Source organism: Niallia tiangongensis (assembly GCF_044704065.1).
Classification (GTDB): Bacteria; Bacillota; Bacilli; order Bacillales; family Cytobacillaceae; genus Niallia; species Niallia tiangongensis.
In genome coordinates, this window is sequence record NZ_CP162613.1 from 3,768,913 (window position 1) to 3,789,144 (window position 20,232).

Consider the following 20,232-nt stretch of genomic DNA (forward strand, 5'->3'; position numbering starts at 1 on the left):
CTGTTCTCCGGTCTTTTTCTCTACCTATTTCTTCTTAATTGCACCACATGCAATTCTTTCCCCTGAATCTCCGGCAGGTTGTGTCATCCCATCATCTTGTTGTTCCGTAATTACAATCGAGGTTCCATCCTTCGTAAATAACGATGTTTTTCCATCTCTAAGTGTTACCTGAGGTGCCATTAACTCCGCTTTCACAGTACCATCCTCTTTCACAAGAATATTTGGTAAATCACCTGCATGGGCGCCTTCTGGATGAAGCAATCCATGTTCTTTATTATCTGGATTAAAGTGATTACCTGCTGCTTGAAAATCAGGAGCATCACATTTATTTGTCTCATGAATATGAATTCCGTGAATCCCTGGAGTCAGCCCTTTTAAATCTAACGATAACTTAACTCCCTCAGACTGTTCTTGCAGTTCTATTGTCCCTAATAAATCCCCTACATCATTATGCATTTCCACTTCCACTTTGGTTACTTCACCTGCGGCACAACCGGTTAGGAAAAGGAGTATAATCGCCAATAAGCACAGTTTTTTCATCGTTTTTCCTCCATAGACGGTTTGGTATTAGTATTTGAAAAACTCTTCATTTATATGCAGTTAATCTCGTTTATCAAATAATGTATATTTGTGATACTATAAAAGGAAATAATACTTGGAGGGATTATATTGTCAGATCTATCTATTGGTTCTATCGTAACTGCCTTTTATAAAACAGGAAAATACATAGGGGAAATAACAGATATACGTCCTCAAAGTTATTTAGTGCGTGTACTTGCAGTATTAAAACATCCAATGCAAGGCGATTTGCATCAGCCGAAAGAGGCTATGGTTGAAATTTTCCATGAACGAAAAGCACTTTCCTATCGGGAACAAATGAATGCTCCAAAGAAAATGGTCAAGCTGTACAAGGAGGAATCAATTCCATCATATAACGAATCCTTGCAAGCTGCCTTAGAAAAAATGCGTCAGGACCTTCAAGAAGACGATTCTGCATTCGCTGCTCAAAGTTTGAAAAACTTAGAAATACTTGATGCGGAATATTATAAGTTATCTTAAATGGAAGTCTATGTTTAACACTTACTTCAGAACTAAAAGATGATGAAATTCCTCACGTGAAGGATTATTAATAAGAAGAAAATCAACAGACTTCAACCGAAGGAAAAATTAAATCTTGAAAACAAATAAAAAAGACGAGGAATGGTATCTTCGTCTTTTTTAAGCAAACTTATTTAGTAGTTTAGACATGTCAATTAAATCTCCAATTGTCGGTGGATTTGATTTCCCCATGTATTTCTTGTCTTGTTCAACGAGTTTGAAAATATGATAAGTGGTCAAAGCATCATCTAGGGCTCGATGATGTTTTCCTGTGCCTTCTCTTCCGTATTCTCTAACTGCCTTCCATAAGCCTGTTTGGTTTTTATCACCAAAAAAACGCTTATATTCCATTGACAAATCCACTTCTTTACAATGAAAAGTAAATGGTATTTGCGCCTTTTGACAATTATCCTTAAGCACTTTCATATCCATGTTTCCCCATGTAACAACGGTATTTTGATAGCCTCTGCTAATTGTCTCAAGCTTTTTCATTAAATCATAAAAAGATATCCCCTTATTTACTTGTTCCTGTGAAATATGTAGAAAAGATTTGCATCTCCTTGAGAGTGTTGAAAACTTACGGGGTACAACATAAGAAGAAAAATGTTCCCTTATTGAATCATCTACAACGGCTACGATACCAACCTCAATAATTTCTGGATAAAACCCCTTAAACTTAATACTTTTCTCTGGCATGGTGAATTCAAAGTCAATAAATAAATACTGTTGCTTTTCCATTCTTTCACCTTCTTTTTCATCGATATTTCACATGAATCATGAGTCAAAGTAATTCTTACCTTATGAAGTGCATTCCCGGACTTTGGCTATATCTATGCTAGGTTCCTTCTATTTATCTACCTATATTATAACAGAATATCACTTAACCTTTTTAATTTTCTGTATTTTTTACCGAGATTTTTGATGAGGATTTTAAGAAGCAGAATGCCTTTTCTCAAAAATTGGTGTATTTGCATATTTATGAAGCCTGTTTATTACTGCAAAATCAATTCACTGTGCTAGTTGTTAAAAGCAGTAAAGTTTTCGAATAAGCCTACTTTAAAAAAATATTCTTCCGACACATATTTTTTCATCCGCGGTAAAACATAAAAAAAGAGACAAACCCTAAAGGCTGCCTCTCTTTTTTTGAACCTTTATTCCACTGCCATCTTACGAATATATTCTCTTGGTTGAAATGGGATCATCGTTTCTTCTAGAAATAGAGAGGCATCCTCTTCTATTACTAAGAGCTCAGCTAATGAATAGAACTCTCTTTTTTGAAAGCTATTTAAGAAAGTTCCAACTAAAAGACAAAAAGAGAATAAACAAATGGAAATACATATCTTTGATTTAATATTCATGTATATAACCACCTCCCCATTAGTTTGAGCAAAAAGGTGGGTTTTTTACACAAAAAAAACAAAAAAATTTTTCTGTTTTAAACCGGTTCCTTCTTATTTAATAGAAGAGTATATTGTCCAATAATTTTCATGTTTCCTATGTGCACAGCGGTTTTTTTTGCGTTATACTTTAATATGTTCATTCATTTTCAATGACATTTCATTTAGATTTTGTTTAAGGAGGGTTTAATTTGTCTATTCTTCACTGGGTTGTACTTTCACCATTTTTATACACCCTATTGATTCCTATTGCATATAAATTGATGAAAAGAGTACATACGGGATGGTTTGTATTACCACTGCCAATATTACTGTTTATTTATTTTTGCAGTAATATCGGAGCAACGTCCAATTTGCAGGCAAAAGCAGAATCGATTGCTTGGATTCCATCATTAGGTATTGATTTTTCAGTAAAATTAGATGGTCTTGGAATGCTATTTTCTCTTTTAATATCTGGAATCGGCGCACTTGTCATTCTTTATTCCATCTATTATTTGGATAAAAACAAAGAAAAGATTAATCAATTCTATGTATATCTTCTATTATTTATGGGAGCAATGCTAGGAGTTGTATTATCTGATAATTTAATTGTTCTATATATGTTCTGGGAGATTACAAGTATCTCTTCTTTTCTTCTAATCGGTTTTTGGAATAATCGAAGTAATTCTCGATATGGTGCAATTAAATCAATGGTTATTACGGTTTTTGGAGGGCTTTCCTTATTAGCTGGCATAATCCTGCTTTATTTAATGACTGGATCATTTAACATCTCAGAAATTATTACTTTAGTTCAACAAGAATCAATTATTTCCCATCCGCTATTTATTCTGGGAATGATTTGTATCTTAATTGGAGCATTTACAAAATCTGCACAATTCCCATTTCATATTTGGCTACCAGACGCAATGGAAGCTCCAACTCCAGTCAGCAGTTATTTGCATTCGGCTACAATGGTTAAGGCTGGGATTTATCTTGTTGCCCGTTTAAGCCCTGTATTTGCCGTTTCTGGTTATTGGCTCTGGATTGTATCACTTGTCGGAATTATCACTCTGTTGTACGGCTCATTTTTTGCTGTGAGACAAGTCGATTTAAAAGGACTTCTAGCCTATTCAACCATAAGTCAGCTTGGAATGATTATGTCTTTACTAGGCATTGGTGCTGCTGGTGTCCATTATGATAATGAGAGTGTTTATTATATTGCAACAGCGGCTGCAGTCTTCCATCTTATCAACCATGCCACCTTTAAAGGTAGCTTGTTTATGATGGTTGGGATTGTTGATCATGAAACTGGGACAAGAGATATTCGTCGTTTAGGTGGATTGATGAAAATTATGCCGATCACATTTGCAATTGCATTGATTGGCTCACTTTCTATGGCTGGTATCCCGCCATTTAACGGCTTCCTTAGCAAGGAGATGTTCTTTGCGAGCATGTTGAACATTCGTGAATTCAATATGTTTCATTTAGATACTTGGGGAGTTCTATTACCTATCGTCGCTTGGGTTGGTAGTATCTTTACCTTTGTATATAGTATGATTCTTGTCTTTAAAACTTTTACAGGAAAATATCAACCTGAAAAATTATCTACTAAGCCACATGAAGCACCAATGGGTATGCTAATTTCACCAATTCTATTAGTATCTCTTGTCGTAATATTTGGATTATTCCCAGGGTTAATATCAAATACCATTCTATCCCCTGCCATTACATCTATTTATGGTGGAGGTGTTTATGATCTTCATATCTATCATTGGCATGGTTTCGAACCAGAGTTGTTTATGACGATTGGAGTCATTGTTTTTGGTATAATCCTTTATTTGACATTGAAGAAATGGACTGTTATTTATCAAGTAATTCCTGTTATTTGGAATAGAATATATGATTGGTTATTTGGAAAAACAGAAAATTTATTTAACCAGCTTACAAACAGATATATGACCGGTTCCCTTAGAACCTATTTGATTTATATCTTTTCATTCTTTATCCTAATTCTTTCTTATACTTTATTTGCAAAGGATGGATTTACAATCGACTCTTCCCGGCTAGCGCCAATTGGAGGCTATGAAGTAGTTCTATCAATCGTTCTTGTGATTTCGACTATTGCCATTTTGTTCTCTAAATCACGTTTAACCTCCATTATCCTTTTAGGCGCAGTTGGTTATACAGTATCCTTATTCTATGTAGTTTTTCGAGCACCTGACCTTGCATTAACTCAATTGGTAATTGAAACTGTTTCAGTAGCTTTATTCTTACTATGTTTTTATCATTTACCAAGAAACGCTAGGAAAAAAGAAAGTATACCTTTTAAATTATCAAATGCAGTAATTTCTGTGTTAGTAGGACTCGTTGTTATGCTAATTGCTATTGCTTCCTATAGCACAAAACTGTTCGATTCCATTTCTCAATATTATGTGGATAATACGTATTTAAAAGCGGCAGGAGAAAATATGGTAAATGTTATCTTAGTTGATTTCAGGGGATTTGATACGCTCTTTGAAATTGCTGTGCTTTCCATTGCTGCGATTGGTATTTATTCCATGATTACCTTGAGAATGGGGGGAAAGAAAAATGAAAATAAATAATTTAGTTTTACAAACCATCACAAAAGTCATTGTCTTTCTGATACTTCTATACGCTGTTGATCTCTTTTTTGCTGGCCACTATACACCAGGCGGAGGATTTATTGGTGGATTGATGGCAAGTGGAGCAATTGTTCTATTGCTTATTGCTTATGATATAAAATTAGTGAAGAAAATCTTCCCTGTTAATTTTATCTATGTTACTGCAATAGGTCTGTTAATAAGTACCTTAACAGGAATGATCGCAGTATTTTCTAATAAACCATTTTTAACGCATTTTTTTAATAAACATGTGCACTTGCCTTTATTAGGAGAAACGTCTCTTCACACTGCGGCATTATTTGATCTTGGTGTTTTCTTAGTAGTAGTGGGCGTTACAATGACCATTATTCAAACGATTGGAGAGGATGACTAATGGAATTCTTAATGGCATTCATTATCGGTATTCTGTTTATGTGTGCGACGTATTTAATTCTTTCTAAAAGCCTATTACGCATTATTATCGGAACAGGACTTCTTAGCCATGGGGTTCATTTATTAGTATTAACGATGGGCGGTCTTAAGAAAGGTGCTGCCCCTCTCTTGGGACAGCACGCAGAAAATTATTCTGATCCCTTACCTCAAGCGTTAATATTAACAGCTATTGTTATTAGCTTTGGTGTTACATCCTTCTTATTAGTGCTTGCTTACAGAACTTATCAAGAATTGGGGACAGATAATATGGAGAAATTGAGAGGGAAAAAGTATGACTAATCTAATTCTATTTCCAATTTTAATTCCTTTATTAACGGGAATTATTTTGATTTTCTTCTATAAGAAAATCATTTTACAACGTATTTTTTCCTTATTGAGCATCAGTGCTTCCATTATTATTACACTATTTATGATTGAACAAATCAAAAATGAAGGCATTCAAACAGTAAATTTGAGTAATTGGGATGCTCCTTTTGGAATAACAATTGTTTCAGATATGGTATCCGCACTACTTGTGTTAACTACAAACATTATTGCATTTTGTTGCATCATTTATTCCTTTAAAGGAATGGAAAGAGAAAGAGAAACTTACTTTTATTACTCGATCATTCAATTTCTTTTAGTTGGTGTTACTGGTGCGTTTTCAACTGGCGATATCTTTAACCTGTTTGTATTCTTTGAAGTAATGTTAATGGCTTCCTATGTACTACTTGTTCTTGGAAATACAAAAATCCAATTAAGAGAAACAGTAAAATATATTATTGTAAATGTTGTTGCATCTGCACTCTTTGTTATTGCTGTTGCCTATATTTATTCTGTTGTCGGTACATTAAATATGGCCTTAATCTCAGAGCGAATTAGCGAAGTAGGAGGAGCGGGAATATTAACAGTCATTGCTGTCCTCTTCTTAATCGTATTCGGATTAAAAGGAGCTATCTTCCCATTATTTTTCTGGCTTCCAGGCTCTTATAACGCAGCGCCAATTCCTATACTTGCATTATTCGGAGCGTTATTAACGAAGGTAGGGGTCTATTCCATAGCCAGAACTTACTCCTTATTCTTTTACGAGGATTCTTATGTCTTTTCGCTATTAGGCATTCTTGCCCTTATAACCATTATTTTAGGGGCAATCGGATCTATTGCTTATAACGACGTAAAAAAAATTATTATCTATAATATCGTTACTGCAATTGGGGTAATCTTGTTTGGATTCTCCACCTTTAATGCAGTTTCCCTAAGCGGATCCATTTTTTACCTTTTGCATGACATGATTATAAAAGGTGCGCTATTCTTATTAATTGGAGTCATGATTTATATTACAGGTACTAGCAATTTAAAATACATGAGCGGATTAATGAAGCAATATCCTCTCCTTGCTTGGACCTTTTTCATTGCAGCACTTGGTTTAGCGGGGATTCCACCACTAAGTGGGTTTGTCGGAAAATTACTTATTATTCAAGGAGCATTTGAAGAAAGTAATTATATTGGAAGTTTTATTGTAGTTTTATCCAGTCTCTTTGTATTACTTTCCGTTATAAAGATATTTGTTAAAGGTTTTTGGGGTGAGGAATCAGATAATGTGACGAAAAAGCCTGTAAAAGCACTTTTATTACCTGGCTGTATACTAGTTCTTCTTTCCTTCCTTATCGGAATTGGAGCAGAGGTGCTTTCACCCTATATTTCTCTAGCTGCTGAGAATTTGCTTCAACCTGAAAACTATATACATGCCGTATTAAAGGAGTGATGACGATGGCATTTCAATTATTATTAAATTTTCTAATCAGTTTTATTTGGATGTTTCTGAAAGGCTCCTTCGCTCCAGATACATTTCTAATCGGATTCATTATCGGATTGATTCTTATCTATATAACAAGGAGATTTTTCTCAGATAAGTTTTATTTATACCGAGTTGTATCCATTTTAAAGCTTTTAGGCATCTTCCTAAGAGAGTTGATCCTTTCTAATATCGAGGTATTAAAGGTCATTCTTCGACCCAAGCTGAAAGTGACACCTGGAATTTTTGCATTGGAAACAGATTTAACAAAGGACTGGGAAATAACTGTACTTTGTAATCTAATTACCCTTACACCTGGAACACTTGTAGTGGATATTTCAGAGGACAATAAAATTCTCTATATTCATGCCATGGATATTAGTGATAAAGAGGCAACAATTTATAGTATCAAACATAACTTTGAAAAAGCCATACAAGAGGTGAGTATTTGATGTTCCAAACTATCATGAACATATCCTTATTTATCGTCTCTATCTCAACCATTTTATTTATTTATCGGGTTGTAAAGGGACCAACCACTCCTGATAGAGTGGTTGCTCTTGATGCAATCGGAATTAACCTAGTTGCTATTACTGCTATTTTATCAGTAGTGTTAAAAACTTCAGCCTTTTTGGAAGTTATTCTTCTCATCGGTATTTTAGCTTTTATTGGGACAGTAGCTTTTTCTAAATATCTGGAGAAAGGAGAAATTATCGAAAATGACCGAGACGATTATTAACATTATTATCGCTATCCTTATTCTCCTTGGCGCCCTGTTAAGCCTTGTTGCAAGCATTGGGGTATTGCGACTTCCAGATGTTTACACACGAAGCCACGCTGCTTCCAAATCAGCCACACTAGGTGTAATGTGTATCCTTCTAGGTGTATGTCTTTATTTTTTCCAAGCAGAACAAATTTTTAATTCTCGCTTAATTCTTGCGATTGCATTTATTTTCTTAACCTCTCCAGTAGCAGGACAGCTTATTATTCGCTCTGCTTATAATAGTAAAGTTCCAATGGCAGATGTGACGATAAGAGATGATTTAAAACAGGCAAAAGAAGCAGCCGCAAGAGATAAATGAGTCCATTATTTCCCTTATTAACCATTGCTTAGGGTAGGTTAAACAATTGATTAATAGCGAATAATAATCAAGTCCTTTCTTAGGACCAAATCCATTACAGGAGTGTCACAAAATGAAGAATATTCGTGAAGGATTAATCCCTACTGTCCTAGGAACAGCTGTTACAACTGCCGGAATGGTCATGAAGCAAAATCGAAAAATAGACTCAATGATCTCCAATACCGTGTTCGGTTTCGGACTAGCCCACATCGTGCTAGGAACAATTGACCTAATCGAACACCGCCACAAGTTATAAGTAATGCGAAGGGCACCATGTTTAGGTGAATATAGAGTGGAGCGATCTTTCCTGAGGTATAGGAAACACAGGGAACGTCAATGAACCGATGTTGACTCATCGTAGGTAACGAGCGTGAATCACATCAAAAGCTCCTTGATTGTCTAAACTATTTAAAGACTTGAAATCATGAAAGGTTAGTCCAACCTGTAAATGATCTCAAGTCTTTATTTTTCTCTCTATTCATATTTTGCACCTATTAAGAATAGGATTTAAGAAGTTAGATTATTATGTAAGAAAGGAATGTCCACTATGAACCAAGGCCTTTTTTCTCATCGTAATACTCCTACTCCAGCAGCATTCCATCCATATCTTCATTATCCTATCTATTTTCGTGAATTTCCTGAAGTAAATCCTTCTAAGTTTATTAATTCTGCCAAAGATACATTAAATCTTTTATCAGACGTTGAAGCATGTTTAAAGCAGTTAGCTAATTCCTATGAATTCTCTAAAAACGTAATGAATGCAGCTCAATTATCTAAAACAGAAACAATTGAACAATTAATTAAATCCATTGGGGTAAAGGAAACACCTAAAATATCCTATAATCCAGATGGTATAACATTAAACTTTGACCACAAGAATAAGCCTCCCCATTGCTGTTATTTATCTGTTCAATTAAGATGGCGATAAAATTTTTACGTTTGTTTATAATGGATTCTTTCAGACTGCTTATAAGTGCAGGCTGAAAGAATCAGAAAAACTTGTTCTACTTTATAATCTTTACAAACATTTATGAAATTTTCAAGATAGTTTTTAGTAATAAGGATACGGTCCATATGGCACTGGACCATACGGAACGGGACCATATGGCGCTGGACCATAAAATGGTCTAGGTCTGACTAAAGCTCCTCCTATAACTCCTCCTAATAAACCACCCACAAAAGGTGCTGCAAACCAAACTCTTGAATCTTGGTGCGGATATTGATACTGATATGGGTAACCATGTATCATTCGCAATTACCTCCACTCTCTTTTATACTTTTTTCTCTCTACTCTATTTTCTATGCGAATGTCCCCTTTTTGGACTGGGCTATCGCCTTTAATAGCTAAATTTCTAATAGGAAGAAGCAGGATATAACTACAAATATAATCTTTAAAGATGAATAATCTCTAATTTAGCTAAACCATTAGACGGCTGGCATCGGCGCAATACACTGTATGCGAACATTTACAATGAAATACAGGTTAGGCATAGGTGAATCCATCAATTTATTCACCCTTAGGACATTGCTTGTCTATACTATATGGAATAGATGTAGCAGGAGGAATGGTAAATAAAATGAATTCACTATTTGATTTGACTAATCAAACAGCAATCATTACTGGAGGTAGTCGTGGGTTAGGAGAACAAATGGCAACAACGTTAGGAAAAGCAGGTGCAAATATCGTCATTTGTTCCAGAAATGTAGAGCAATGTGTAAAAACAGCTGCTAAATTACAGGATAAAGGAATTAGTGTGTTAGCCCTTTCTTGCGATGTTTCCAAAAAAGAGGATATTGAACATGTTATTAGTAAAACAATCGAGAAATTCGGAACAATAGATATCTTAATTAATAACAGCGGAACTTCCTGGATTGCACCTTTTTTAGATTACCCTGAAGACAAATGGGACAAAGTACTCGATGTAAACGTAAAAGGTTCTTTTTTATTTTCACAGGCAGTCGCTAAAAAAATGGTAGAACAAAAACACGGCAAAATTATTAATATTTCCTCTGTTACTGGATTTAGCGGGACATCACCACAGCTATTAGACGCTATAGCATATAACACAAGTAAAGGGGCTCTGATTACGTTAACAAAGGAATTAGCAATTAAATTAGCTCCATACAATATTCAAGTAAATGCGATTGCCCCAGGATTTTTCCCAACTAAAATAACGACAGTATTCGAAAATTATAAAAAACAAATTAGCGCAAGAATTCCAGCAGGACGTTTAGGTGAACTAAGTGATTTAGACGGTATTATTCTTCTTTTATCAGGAGAAGCATCTAATTACATCACTGGACAAATTATTGCTATTGATGGTGGACTTTCTTCCATACTTTAAAAGCTTCTGTAGAATGTTCATTAAAAAAAGAAAAGAAAGAGGGATCAGAAAATGGCTCATGTTACAATCGACTTTTATGAGTTATTAAAAAAAGGTGGTAACTTACTGCAATATCGGATAAATAACCGAATTAAAAATAGTTTAAATCAAATGTCTATCATTGATTTTACAAGTAAAAAAACAAACCCATTGACAAACAAGTTGGATCAGATTCAAAGCTACTCAGAACAATTAAGTAATTATATCAATCTTCCAACCAAAACAGATTTAGCAAATGCCACCCAATTAATTCTTCAATCAGAAGAGAAAATTGATAATCTTGATGACCAATTGTATAAATTGACTAATATGATGAGAGAAGTAAAACAATTAATGGAACAATTAAGCTTGAACCCTTCCGATGATTATTCCTTACAGTTATCGAATAAAATGACAGAGCAAGAACAAAGAATTTCCGCTCTGCAATATGAATTATCACAAGCAAAACAACAATTAGAAATACAAAAAGAAGGATTCAACCATTCCACTTTTCCTAATCAGGCGATATAATTATGGCTAAAAAAAATCTAGCAAATTTTATTCATACATTGTCATACGACCCAGTTGTTGGACAATCAGAAAGGTACGCAATATGGAGAAAAAATAAAGCGACTCTATGGTACTACCCTTCCAAAAAAAGAAAATTCAAAGAATCTATCTATCTTATTTATTCTATTGTCAATAAGCCATATATCCTCGACTTAGGTCCTTCCATGAGTTTAATTGAGGCATTTAATAATGCAGGATATGATGCATATTTAATCGATTTTGGTATACCGGCCTATGAAGATCGTCATTTAACAATTGATGATTATATAACAAAGTATATTCAACCAGGATTTAAAAGGGCAATGCGACATGCAAACTCAGATTCCTTTACCGTCATTGGCTTTTGTCTAGGAGGTACACTTGCTACCATATTCTCAGCACTAGATAATTCTAATATTAAAAATCTCGTCCTTGCCGTTTCACCAATCGATTTTTCTGCTTTTCCTGATTACGATAATTGGCTAAATGCACTTCGCGAAGAGGAATTACATTTTGATGAACTTATTGATAAAATGGGTATTATTCCTCCAGAATCGGTAAAATATGGAACAAGATTGCTTGTTGCACCATTGTCCTTTAGTCATTATTTAGCACTTCTAAATCGCTCTGGAGAAAAAAATTACACAGAAAAATGGGCAAGGATGAATAAGTGGACACTTGATCACATTCCCGTTGCCGGAGCAACACTTAAGCAACTCATGAATGACTTTGTAAGGGAAAATAAAATGATTGAGGGTGGATTAGCTATTAATGGAGAGGAAGCTGATTTATCAAAAATCGAATCCAATCTCCTCGTATTTTCTACGAAGAATGATCCCCTTGTTCCAAGTTCGCTTTGTGAACCAATCATGGATTTTGTTTCAAGCAAAGATAAATCCTTTGTTTTATTTGAAGGAGGGCATGCTGGTCTCGTTGCAAATACACATATGCCAGAACCAATGGAAACTTGGCTGAGAACTCATAGTACTCCCATTTAAATACAAGCCAGAACCCCATCACTAAAAAATGGACGGGGTTCTGGCTGATTACGTATATAGTTATTTCCTGCTTTCAAATCTTTCCACAAATAGTGCTAGTGTCCTTGTCATTGCACCCGTTGCACCTGGCTGTCCTAAATCTGTTGCTTTACTTTGTGTAGAAGTTCCAGCAATATCTAAATGTACCCATGGCGTTTCCTCTGCGAATTCACCAATAAATGCACCACCCATAATTGCATGACCTGCACCACCTGGTGAATTATTTAAATCAGCTATTGGACTATTACGTACCAATTTTTTGTGACTTTCAAAAATAGGCAGTCTCCACATTTGCTCTCCAGCTTCATAAGAAGCTTCTAACACTTGTTCAAATAAAGATTCGTCGTTCGTCATTGCACCCGTTGTTTCCATACCTAGTGCAGTAATTACACCTCCAGTAAGGGTTGCAACATCAACAAGATAGTTAGCGCCATGATGTTTCGCATAGGTTACCGCATCTGCTAAAACTAAGCGTCCTTCTGCATCTGTATTTAATACTTCAATTGTTTTTCCACTCATCGATGTAATGACATCATCTGGTTTAAATGCATGGCCGCTTATCATATTGTCAGTCGATGGAATAACTGCAACCACATTTTGTTCTGGTCTTAGTTCACCAATAACTTCCATTGCGCCAAGCACAGCTGCTGCTCCACCCATATCTGTTTTCATGCCGACAATACCTGTTTTTGTCTTAATAGAATAGCCGCCTGTATCAAATGTAATCCCTTTTCCTACTAAGCCTATTACGTCTTCCCAGTTTTCTTTACCTTGGTATTTCAGGACAATCATTTTAGGTGGCTCTGTAGAACCTTGGTTAACGGCAAGCAGCGCACCCATGCCGAGCTTTAGCATATCTTCTTTTTCTAAAATTTCTGCTTCAAATCCAAATTTCCCTGCTAATTCTAATGCATAATTAGCTAAATCTGTTGCTTTTAACATATTTCCTGGCAGATTAACGAGTGTACGTGCTGAGTTTGTCGCCTGTCCATACACATAGCCGACCGTAAGTGCAGCAGTAACTGCCTCTTCTTCAGCATTGCTATATACCGTTATTTCCGTTACCTTCTTTTCTGGCTCATTAGACCTTTGTTTAAAGCCAACAAATTCATAGGTTGCAAGACCAAATGCCTCACTGGATGCATGAGCAACATCCTCTGCTTCGTTCTCCTCTGTAACAAAGGAATCTAAATAAATAGCCGTTTCCACCCATTTTTCTTTTGTAATACGTTTAAAGGTTGCTCCAAATATTTCTTTGAGATCATCAAAAGAAAGCTCTTTTTCTTTTCCTAAACCAACAAAAACAATTCGTTTTGATCCAATTTTTCCAAAAGTATGTATAACTGTAATGGATTTTTTCTTTGCTGAAATATCTCCATCTTTTACTAGATTGGTTAACTCTCCATCAAAAAGTTCATCTAATTGTTGAAGCTGTCCTTCTAATTTAATAGATTTGTCAAATAAGCCTACAATAATACTTTCATGGTTATTTTGAAATTTCCATTCTGCTTGATAAGAAAACATATATCCATTCCTCCATTCTATTTCTTCCTTTATTATAGCAAAATTTATTCAACATTTCGTATACCTAATTACTTTTCTATCTTCAATACTTTAAAATATAAACAGATTTTTTCGATTTTAAGTAGAAAGCACGATATTTGGTTATGTTATAATAAGGTAAGTGGAAACAGTCATTTAGAAGCAAGGATAATGCTGTCCTCAAGAAGTTTAAAAACGGAATTGCATTTTCTACTCTCAATCGCTCTGAAAAATAAAATACATAGAGAAAAATCATTTTCACTCTATTTTCTAAACTCCACTGTCTACCTCCTTATTTCCATTAATATTCCTTATATGAAAGATTAGTAATGCGTTAAATAAGGTATACATACTAAAAGTACAGATTTTACAACAGAAATGATGAGGTGTTTTTTATGGAATTACTAGCTAACTTTCCTTTATTTGCGAGCCTAATTGCAATTTTTTTCGCACAATTTGTCAAAGTACCGATTACTTTTTTTGTTACAAAAAAAATTGATTGGTCTCTGTTAACTAGTACTGGAGGCATGCCGAGCTCTCATTCAGCTGCTGTAACTGCCCTTTCAACTGCTGTTGCACTTCAAACAGGCATGGATTCACCTATTTTTGCGGTTGCGGCTATCTTTGCAATTATTACCATGTTTGATGCTACAGGAGTTAGAAGGCAAGCAGGGGAACAAGCAATCGTTTTAAATCGTTTAGTCAACGATTTTAATAAATTCTTAAATGAAGCAAAGGGATGGCAAAACAAACCAGAACAAGAGAAAAGAAAAGAATTAAAAGAATTATTGGGACATAAACCTATAGAGGTGTTTTTTGGAGGATTAACGGGCATCTTATTAACCCTGCTTTTACATATGCTTATTTATTAACAGCTACTACTTATTAAAGTAATATAAGCACAAAAAGGGATGTCCTTGAGATAGTATTTCAAACAAATTATGTTTGATTCTTGTTAAGAATACAGTCTTTAGGACATCCTTTTTAGATTTATGTGATATATAATCTGCTTATTTATTTTCAGCTTTCGTATACTGTTGACGGAATACTTGCATCGATTCGTCTTCATTTAATGCACTTAATGTTTTTTCCGTTAATTTTCCTTTACCCATTTCCACTATGTATACATCTACTGTTTTCTTTCCCCATTGACTATAGACATCTTGTACGGTTTCATAATATAAATCTAATTTATTTCCGTTAATTGCTGAACCAGTATCGGCAACTACTCCAAATCCATAATCAGGGATGAAAAGAATTGTCCCAATTGGAAATACACTAGTATCAGCAGCAATTGTACTATATAAATCTCTCTTTACTTTGACCCCTGAATAGGTAATTCCAAAAGAGGGATGACCTGGGTTTTTCCCAGTTGATTCATACCCTGCTGTATAACCAGTCGCTACTACTCTTTTTGTTGGATATTGTGACCAATCTTTCATATTTTCCAACAAAGGCGGCTTTCCTGCAACCTCTTTACTTGATGAGATTTGTGTTTTTTCCACCAATGCTTTTTTAAAGCTCTTTAATGCTACACCAATTTGCTTTATTGTATGATCAAACTGATCGTTCGTTTCGCTTGCCCCTGATTGTTCATAATTACTAAAATTTATCGAACTTGCCTTAACTCCTGAAATCGACTGAAATGTAGTTAGTAATGCTGCCATAAAAAGTAGAGCCATTCCTACTCTTCTAAAAAACTTTTTATAAAAAATCATATTTTTCACTCCTCCCAAAACTATTCATTTCCCATATTCAAAGAATTTATTCATAAATAGTTAAAAAGAGGAACTTTCCCCTTAGTAAAATAGCAAAAAATTCCAAAAAACCGATTGATTTACTACAATCAATAGACTTTCTTTTATTTGTTCAACTAATCAAAATTAATAGAGCGTTATGGAATAAAACGGCCAAATAGTAATTTATCTATTAGTTAAATGTAGGTGTGTGGACCTACATTACTTAAAAAAACTAAGATTAAAAAAGTGAGAAATCATTATCATTATGATATGATAGCTTGTAGAATTGAATCTTTTTGTAGGAGGGTTTTAGAAAATTGGAAGAGAATCAAACCATTTTTGATATAACAGTAATTGGTGGTGGACCTGTTGGAATGTTCACTGCTTTCTATGGAGGGATGAGACAAGCAAGCGTTAAGATCATCGAAAGTCTCCCTGCTCTTGGCGGTCAGCTTACAGCGCTCTATCCTGAAAAATATATATATGATATTGCTGGATTCCCGAAAATTCGTGCTCAAGAGTTAGTCGATAACTTAGAAGAGCAAATGAAAAAATTTGAACAGTCCATTGTGTTGGAACAAGCTGTTCAAACGGTTGAAAAGCAAGGGGATGGTGTCTTCAAAATCACCACAGATAAAGAAGTACATTATTCAAAAGCAATTATTATAACAGCTGGAAACGGAGCTTTCCAACCTCGTAAATTAGAATTGGAGCAAGCGAAAGAATTTGAAGGCAAAAACCTTTATTACTTTATCAATGACTTAAATCAATTCGCTGGAAAAAAAGTAATGGTATTTGGCGGCGGAGATTCTGCTGTAGACTGGGCATTAATGCTAGAACCAATTGCAGATACCGTTTACTTAGCACATAGACGAGATAAATTCCGTGCACATGAGCATAGTGTAGAAAACCTTAAAAATTCAAAAGTAAACATTAAAACACCTTACATTCCTTCTGAATTAGTTGGAGATGAGGAGATAAAACAAGTTATTCTTGAGAATGTAACAACACAAGAAAAAGAAATTATTGATGTAGATGCAGTCATCGTAAACTACGGATTTGTTTCCTCACTAGGCCCAATTAAAGAATGGGGCTTTGACATTCAAAAGAATTCCATTGTTGTTAACAGCAAAATGGAAACGAATATTCCAGGGATCTATGCAGCTGGTGACATCTGCACATATGATGGAAAGGTTAAATTAATCGCTACTGGATTTGGCGAAGCACCTACAGCTGTCAATAATGCGAAAACATATATGGATCCAAAAGCTCGAGTACAGCCGCTTCATAGTACTTCATTATTTAAGTAAAAAGAAGATATTTTCAAGACTGATGATAATCGTTTCCTTTCTGAAAGGGAATGTGATTACACTCAGTCTTTTGTTTATATATCTAGAAATTAATAAAAAAACACCACTAATCATTCATGATCCCTCAAAATGAGGTTTTCATTCCTGATATAGCGATGTTTTTTTATTTTATGTTAGCACTCCTCAGGTGTTCCAGCCACTTTCGCCGTACGGAAAGACGAGCCACAACCACATGATGCAATTGCATTTGGATTGTCGATGGTAAAGCCTCCACCCATTAGGGATTGTTTGAAATCAATTTTTGTTCCTTTTAGAATTGGACCATCATTTTGATCTACTAATACACGAATGCCAAATTGCTCAAACAATTGGTCATTTTCTTCTTTTTCAGGTGAGAAGCCCATTCCATAAGACAAACCACTGCATCCTCCACCTTTTACCGCTACTCTTAAGTAAGCATTCTCTTCGTTATTTTCTTTCATCATTTCTTTTATTTGAAGAGCTGCCGCTTCTGTTATGTGCACAATTTCTTCTGTCACCGTTCATTCTCCTTTCGTCCTATTATTATTACCTATTATATACCTCCATTTGAAACTACTCAACTGAATGGAACTGAGTAAAAGATTGGTAATGACATCATTTCTACTTTATTTGCTTCCCTTGATCAATACTAGCAAATACAAACAAGGATTATTTACCTATTAATAATATTTTAATAGGTAAAATTACTCAAAAAGATGTATAATTAGAGTATGAATAACATGAAATTATACCTATTAATTAAGGAGGGAGAAGCTTGAATAAAATCGAACCATTATTTGACAAACAATGTACTTGTTTACTTTGCCATACTAAATTTACTTCCAAGAAATTGCGTTCAAGGTTTGTTAAATTAATTAAATTGGATACAGATTTTTTTCCTGTCTATGCAGAGCATAATCCACTCCTTTATTACATAAATGTTTGCCCTTCTTGTGGTTTTTCTTACAGCGATGATACAATCCCTTATTTTTCTTCAGAGAGTAAAATGACGCTAGTCGAAAAAGTATGTTCACAGTGGATACCACAATCATTCGGTCAGGAACGAAGTATAGAGGATAGTATTAAAACATATAAGTTAGCTGCTTATTGCGCTTCTTTACGAAAGGAAAAACATATTACCCTTGCTGGCCTATATCTCCGGATTGCATGGCATTATCGCATGTTAAATAATTCAGAACAAGAAATCCGTTTTATAGCCCTTGCATTATCAGAATATGAAACTTCCTATTCCATTGGTGATTACCAAGGAACCCAAATATCTGAACTGAGAACGATTTATTTAATCGCAGATCTTTCAAAGCGGACAAATAATTTAGAGAAAGCTACTAAGTTTTATTCGAAAGTAATCGAGCAACAGAGTAGAACAGTGGAAACACAAATTGTTAAGCTAGCTAAAGAAAGCTGGCAGGAAATGCGTGACAGCCCAAAAAACTTAATATGAAATCGCATCTATCAGTGCAATCAATCTCAATCTCCTTTTAACGCACTGATAGATTTTTTTATGAAATTGGATTATCCTTTAAATACTGATATACATTTTTCACAAGACCTTGTGGATCTTCCCCTTTTATTACTTCCCCATCTACCAATGCAAAGAACGATACCCCACATTGACCACAATAACTTAAGCAGCCATAATCCATAACATCTAACGCATCATCCAGCTCTAGAATTTCCTTTGCTTTGTATGACCCAGATGCCAGATTGCTAAGGCAGAATTCAATTAGTGGTTTAAACAAAATATCTCACCTCTTTCTTACAATTATACTAGGTTTTCTTGTAGCTAAAGCAAAGAATGTCCAATTTTCCAATAAGAAAAAATTTTTTTAGAAATATGGTTCCACATGAATACTTATAGACTAAATACGGGGATTTAGCGAGGCAGGAGAGGCACGACGGAAAGAGAAGTGTATTCACTCTGCTAGTAATTGCATCAAACTTTATGAATCGCCAAGAGAAAAGTCATTTTCCTTCTCTAAATATGAATAAACCGTCCTAACCCTTTAATATACTCTATAAGGAGACAGAACTGACTTTAATGAACTATTTTCATAACGATAGATACCTATAATGCAAAAGGGGGGAAAGAATGAAAAATTTAGTAATATTAGGCGGTGGGTATGGTGGAATGCGACTTTTATCCTCCATAATTCCCCATTTACCATATAATCTAATGGTCATATTAATAGATAAAGTTCCTTTTCACTTTCTTAAAACGGAATATTACGCTCTTGCAGCTGGAACCGTTCAGGATCAAAGCCTTCAATTTCCTTTTCCTAAACACCCTCAAGTCAGTCTTATACATGCGGAAGTAGAAAAAATTGATTTGGAAAATAATAAGGTATGGATAGCTGATAGAAATCCAATCGAATATGATGATCTAATTATTGGACTTGGCTGTGAAGATAATTATCATCAAGTGGATGGGGCAGATAAATACACACATAGTATTCAAACAATTAGCAAGTCAAAACATACACATAAGCATCTTCAAAGCTTACCTGATAATGGAAAAGTGGCTATTATTGGCGGTGGTTTAAGTGGTGTTGAATTAGCTGCCGAACTAACCGAAAGCAGAAGGTTCCAAATAGCACTATTCGATCGAGGAGATGCCATTTTATCCGCTTATCCTAAAAAGGTAAGAAATTATGTTGAACGATGGTTTGAGACTAAAAAAGTTATCGTTTATAAAAACAGTGAAATTACTCGTATCGAAGAGAATATTGTTTATAATCATGGAAACCCCCTGTCTTTTGACTGTATCGTATGGACTGCTGGGATTCAGCCAAATAAAATTGTACGTGCACTAGATGTAGAAAAAGATAAGAAAGGAAGAATTCTCCTATCCAAATATCATCACCTTCCAAGTAATGAACATGTGTTTGTTATTGGAGACTGTGCTAGTTTAAATCATCCTCCAAGTGCGCAGCTTGCTGAAGGACAGGCAGAACAAATAGCTTTTGTTCTCATTTCTAAATGGCAAGGTAAAGTGCTTCCGTATCATATGCCTCCCATCAAGCTAAAAGGAGTACTAGGATCATTAGGAAAAAAAGACGGCTTTGGACTTATCGCCAAAACCGCTCTAACCGGGAGGATTCCACGTTTAATAAAGCATGGTGTCCTTTGGAAAGATAAAAATAAAAAAAGCAAAATCACAGATTAATAAAGGAGAGCCGTTTTTGAACGATACAATTTATTCTTTATCGA

The 20,232-nt window shown here is 34.8% G+C and carries 25 protein-coding genes; 17 read left to right on the top strand and 8 right to left on the bottom strand.

What is annotated here, in order from left to right:
* Positions 1-24: 24 nt before the first annotated feature.
* Positions 25-540: a superoxide dismutase family protein gene (locus AB3U99_RS18130; protein ID WP_400242970.1), complete on the bottom strand. Its 516-nt coding sequence runs from the start codon at positions 538-540 to the stop codon at positions 25-27.
* A gap of 129 nt (positions 541-669) precedes the next feature.
* Between AB3U99_RS18130 and AB3U99_RS18135 the strand changes: the two genes are divergently transcribed.
* Positions 670-1,059, top strand: a complete 390-nt coding sequence (locus AB3U99_RS18135) for a kinase-associated lipoprotein B (protein WP_400242971.1) — start codon at positions 670-672, stop codon at positions 1,057-1,059.
* Positions 1,060-1,218: 159 nt separating this feature from the next.
* Here AB3U99_RS18135 and kapD read toward each other — a convergent pair whose 3' ends face one another.
* Positions 1,219-1,836: a 3'-5' exonuclease KapD gene (gene kapD / locus AB3U99_RS18140; protein ID WP_400242972.1), complete on the bottom strand. Its 618-nt coding sequence runs from the start codon at positions 1,834-1,836 to the stop codon at positions 1,219-1,221.
* 413 nt (positions 1,837-2,249) lie between these two features.
* Positions 2,250-2,456: a hypothetical protein gene (locus tag AB3U99_RS18145; protein ID WP_400242973.1), complete on the bottom strand. Its 207-nt coding sequence runs from the start codon at positions 2,454-2,456 to the stop codon at positions 2,250-2,252.
* 230 nt (positions 2,457-2,686) lie between these two features.
* On the opposite strand from AB3U99_RS18145, the gene AB3U99_RS18150 reads away from it, so the two are divergent.
* The 9 genes from AB3U99_RS18150 (at position 2,687) to AB3U99_RS18190 (ending at position 9,371) form a co-directional block, all read left to right on the top strand.
* Complete coding sequence (locus tag AB3U99_RS18150) at positions 2,687-5,077, top strand: Na+/H+ antiporter subunit A (RefSeq protein ID WP_400242974.1); 2,391 nt, start codon at positions 2,687-2,689, stop codon at positions 5,075-5,077.
* Positions 5,064-5,489, top strand: a complete 426-nt coding sequence (locus tag AB3U99_RS18155; protein WP_400242975.1) for a Na(+)/H(+) antiporter subunit B — start codon at positions 5,064-5,066, stop codon at positions 5,487-5,489. Before AB3U99_RS18150 ends, AB3U99_RS18155 begins: the two co-directional genes overlap by 14 nt.
* On the top strand, positions 5,489-5,827 hold the full coding sequence (locus tag AB3U99_RS18160) for a Na(+)/H(+) antiporter subunit C (protein WP_400242976.1): 339 nt from the start codon (positions 5,489-5,491) through the stop codon (positions 5,825-5,827). Before AB3U99_RS18155 ends, AB3U99_RS18160 begins: the two co-directional genes overlap by 1 nt.
* Positions 5,820-7,292: a Na+/H+ antiporter subunit D gene (locus AB3U99_RS18165; protein WP_400242977.1), complete on the top strand. Its 1,473-nt coding sequence runs from the start codon at positions 5,820-5,822 to the stop codon at positions 7,290-7,292. Before AB3U99_RS18160 ends, AB3U99_RS18165 begins: the two co-directional genes overlap by 8 nt.
* Positions 7,293-7,297: 5 nt before the next feature.
* On the top strand, positions 7,298-7,774 hold the full coding sequence (locus AB3U99_RS18170) for a Na+/H+ antiporter subunit E (RefSeq protein WP_400242978.1): 477 nt from the start codon (positions 7,298-7,300) through the stop codon (positions 7,772-7,774).
* A complete protein-coding gene (locus tag AB3U99_RS18175) occupies positions 7,774-8,061 on the top strand; it encodes a Na(+)/H(+) antiporter subunit F1 (RefSeq protein WP_400242979.1) in 288 nt (95 codons plus the stop codon). Before AB3U99_RS18170 ends, AB3U99_RS18175 begins: the two co-directional genes overlap by 1 nt.
* Entirely contained in the window at positions 8,042-8,404 is a 363-nt protein-coding gene (gene mnhG / locus AB3U99_RS18180) for a monovalent cation/H(+) antiporter subunit G (protein ID WP_400242981.1), read from the top strand. Before AB3U99_RS18175 ends, mnhG begins: the two co-directional genes overlap by 20 nt.
* Positions 8,405-8,516: 112 nt before the next feature.
* The gene (locus AB3U99_RS18185; RefSeq protein WP_400242983.1) at positions 8,517-8,699 is read left to right on the top strand and encodes an asparagine synthase; all 183 of its coding nucleotides are present in this window, start codon (positions 8,517-8,519) and stop codon (positions 8,697-8,699) included.
* 291 nt (positions 8,700-8,990) lie between these two features.
* A complete protein-coding gene (locus tag AB3U99_RS18190; protein WP_400242985.1) occupies positions 8,991-9,371 on the top strand; it encodes a hypothetical protein in 381 nt (126 codons plus the stop codon).
* Between the two features lie 123 nt (positions 9,372-9,494).
* Here the strand turns inward: AB3U99_RS18190 and AB3U99_RS18195 are convergent, their stop codons facing one another.
* On the bottom strand, positions 9,495-9,692 hold the full coding sequence (locus AB3U99_RS18195; RefSeq protein WP_400242986.1) for a hypothetical protein: 198 nt from the start codon (positions 9,690-9,692) through the stop codon (positions 9,495-9,497).
* 328 nt (positions 9,693-10,020) lie between these two features.
* Here AB3U99_RS18195 and AB3U99_RS18200 point away from each other — a divergent pair, with 328 nt between their 5' ends.
* From AB3U99_RS18200 to AB3U99_RS18210, 3 genes are read left to right on the top strand one after another with little or no spacing between them, the layout of a single operon-like run.
* Positions 10,021-10,788: an SDR family oxidoreductase gene (locus AB3U99_RS18200; RefSeq protein WP_400242987.1), complete on the top strand. Its 768-nt coding sequence runs from the start codon at positions 10,021-10,023 to the stop codon at positions 10,786-10,788.
* A gap of 51 nt (positions 10,789-10,839) precedes the next feature.
* Positions 10,840-11,337, top strand: a complete 498-nt coding sequence (locus AB3U99_RS18205) for a hypothetical protein (protein ID WP_400242988.1) — start codon at positions 10,840-10,842, stop codon at positions 11,335-11,337.
* Between the two features lie 2 nt (positions 11,338-11,339).
* The gene (locus AB3U99_RS18210; protein WP_400242989.1) at positions 11,340-12,353 is read left to right on the top strand and encodes an alpha/beta fold hydrolase; all 1,014 of its coding nucleotides are present in this window, start codon (positions 11,340-11,342) and stop codon (positions 12,351-12,353) included.
* A 60-nt stretch (positions 12,354-12,413) separates the two neighbouring features.
* On the opposite strand, the gene AB3U99_RS18215 is transcribed toward AB3U99_RS18210, so the two are convergent.
* Entirely contained in the window at positions 12,414-13,916 is a 1,503-nt protein-coding gene (locus AB3U99_RS18215; RefSeq protein ID WP_400242990.1) for a leucyl aminopeptidase, read from the bottom strand.
* A gap of 413 nt (positions 13,917-14,329) precedes the next feature.
* Here AB3U99_RS18215 and AB3U99_RS18220 point away from each other — a divergent pair, with 413 nt between their 5' ends.
* Positions 14,330-14,806, top strand: coding sequence for a divergent PAP2 family protein (locus AB3U99_RS18220; RefSeq protein WP_400242991.1), 477 nt, complete (start codon positions 14,330-14,332; stop codon positions 14,804-14,806).
* Between the two features lie 138 nt (positions 14,807-14,944).
* Here AB3U99_RS18220 and AB3U99_RS18225 read toward each other — a convergent pair whose 3' ends face one another.
* Entirely contained in the window at positions 14,945-15,652 is a 708-nt protein-coding gene (locus AB3U99_RS18225; protein ID WP_400242992.1) for a 3D domain-containing protein, read from the bottom strand.
* A gap of 338 nt (positions 15,653-15,990) precedes the next feature.
* On the opposite strand from AB3U99_RS18225, the gene AB3U99_RS18230 reads away from it, so the two are divergent.
* On the top strand, positions 15,991-16,983 hold the full coding sequence (locus AB3U99_RS18230; protein WP_400242993.1) for an NAD(P)/FAD-dependent oxidoreductase: 993 nt from the start codon (positions 15,991-15,993) through the stop codon (positions 16,981-16,983).
* Positions 16,984-17,156: 173 nt separating this feature from the next.
* Here AB3U99_RS18230 and AB3U99_RS18235 read toward each other — a convergent pair whose 3' ends face one another.
* Complete coding sequence (locus AB3U99_RS18235) at positions 17,157-17,522, bottom strand: HesB/IscA family protein (protein WP_400242995.1); 366 nt, start codon at positions 17,520-17,522, stop codon at positions 17,157-17,159.
* A 257-nt stretch (positions 17,523-17,779) separates the two neighbouring features.
* Between AB3U99_RS18235 and AB3U99_RS18240 the strand changes: the two genes are divergently transcribed.
* Positions 17,780-18,466: a DUF2225 domain-containing protein gene (locus AB3U99_RS18240; protein ID WP_400242996.1), complete on the top strand. Its 687-nt coding sequence runs from the start codon at positions 17,780-17,782 to the stop codon at positions 18,464-18,466.
* Between the two features lie 58 nt (positions 18,467-18,524).
* Here the strand turns inward: AB3U99_RS18240 and AB3U99_RS18245 are convergent, their stop codons facing one another.
* Positions 18,525-18,764 (bottom strand): DUF1450 domain-containing protein, encoded by a 240-nt coding sequence (locus AB3U99_RS18245; RefSeq protein ID WP_400242997.1) that lies wholly within the window; start codon positions 18,762-18,764, stop codon positions 18,525-18,527.
* Between the two features lie 350 nt (positions 18,765-19,114).
* On the opposite strand from AB3U99_RS18245, the gene AB3U99_RS18250 reads away from it, so the two are divergent.
* On the top strand, positions 19,115-20,188 hold the full coding sequence (locus tag AB3U99_RS18250; protein WP_400242999.1) for an NAD(P)/FAD-dependent oxidoreductase: 1,074 nt from the start codon (positions 19,115-19,117) through the stop codon (positions 20,186-20,188).
* The last annotated feature ends 44 nt before the right edge of the window (positions 20,189-20,232 follow it).

What these genes read in the sequence shown, in the direction of transcription:
- AB3U99_RS18130 (WP_400242970.1), bottom strand. Translation starts at nt 540, where the DNA reads ATGAAAAAACTGTGCTTATTGGCGATTATACTCCTTTTCCTAACCGGT.
- kapD (WP_400242972.1), bottom strand. Translation starts at nt 1,836, where the DNA reads ATGGAAAAGCAACAGTATTTATTTATTGACTTTGAATTCACCATGCCA.
- AB3U99_RS18145 (WP_400242973.1), bottom strand. Translation starts at nt 2,456, where the DNA reads ATGAATATTAAATCAAAGATATGTATTTCCATTTGTTTATTCTCTTTT.
- AB3U99_RS18155 (WP_400242975.1), top strand. Translation starts at nt 5,064, where the DNA reads ATGAAAATAAATAATTTAGTTTTACAAACCATCACAAAAGTCATTGTC.
- AB3U99_RS18160 (WP_400242976.1), top strand. Translation starts at nt 5,489, where the DNA reads ATGGAATTCTTAATGGCATTCATTATCGGTATTCTGTTTATGTGTGCG.
- AB3U99_RS18165 (WP_400242977.1), top strand. Translation starts at nt 5,820, where the DNA reads ATGACTAATCTAATTCTATTTCCAATTTTAATTCCTTTATTAACGGGA.
- AB3U99_RS18170 (WP_400242978.1), top strand. Translation starts at nt 7,298, where the DNA reads ATGGCATTTCAATTATTATTAAATTTTCTAATCAGTTTTATTTGGATG.
- AB3U99_RS18175 (WP_400242979.1), top strand. Translation starts at nt 7,774, where the DNA reads ATGTTCCAAACTATCATGAACATATCCTTATTTATCGTCTCTATCTCA.
- mnhG (WP_400242981.1), top strand. Translation starts at nt 8,042, where the DNA reads ATGACCGAGACGATTATTAACATTATTATCGCTATCCTTATTCTCCTT.
- AB3U99_RS18185 (WP_400242983.1), top strand. Translation starts at nt 8,517, where the DNA reads ATGAAGAATATTCGTGAAGGATTAATCCCTACTGTCCTAGGAACAGCT.
- AB3U99_RS18190 (WP_400242985.1), top strand. Translation starts at nt 8,991, where the DNA reads ATGAACCAAGGCCTTTTTTCTCATCGTAATACTCCTACTCCAGCAGCA.
- AB3U99_RS18195 (WP_400242986.1), bottom strand. Translation starts at nt 9,692, where the DNA reads ATGATACATGGTTACCCATATCAGTATCAATATCCGCACCAAGATTCA.
- AB3U99_RS18200 (WP_400242987.1), top strand. Translation starts at nt 10,021, where the DNA reads ATGAATTCACTATTTGATTTGACTAATCAAACAGCAATCATTACTGGA.
- AB3U99_RS18205 (WP_400242988.1), top strand. Translation starts at nt 10,840, where the DNA reads ATGGCTCATGTTACAATCGACTTTTATGAGTTATTAAAAAAAGGTGGT.
- AB3U99_RS18210 (WP_400242989.1), top strand. Translation starts at nt 11,340, where the DNA reads ATGGCTAAAAAAAATCTAGCAAATTTTATTCATACATTGTCATACGAC.
- AB3U99_RS18215 (WP_400242990.1), bottom strand. Translation starts at nt 13,916, where the DNA reads ATGTTTTCTTATCAAGCAGAATGGAAATTTCAAAATAACCATGAAAGT.
- AB3U99_RS18220 (WP_400242991.1), top strand. Translation starts at nt 14,330, where the DNA reads ATGGAATTACTAGCTAACTTTCCTTTATTTGCGAGCCTAATTGCAATT.
- AB3U99_RS18225 (WP_400242992.1), bottom strand. Translation starts at nt 15,652, where the DNA reads ATGATTTTTTATAAAAAGTTTTTTAGAAGAGTAGGAATGGCTCTACTT.
- AB3U99_RS18250 (WP_400242999.1), top strand. Translation starts at nt 19,115, where the DNA reads ATGAAAAATTTAGTAATATTAGGCGGTGGGTATGGTGGAATGCGACTT.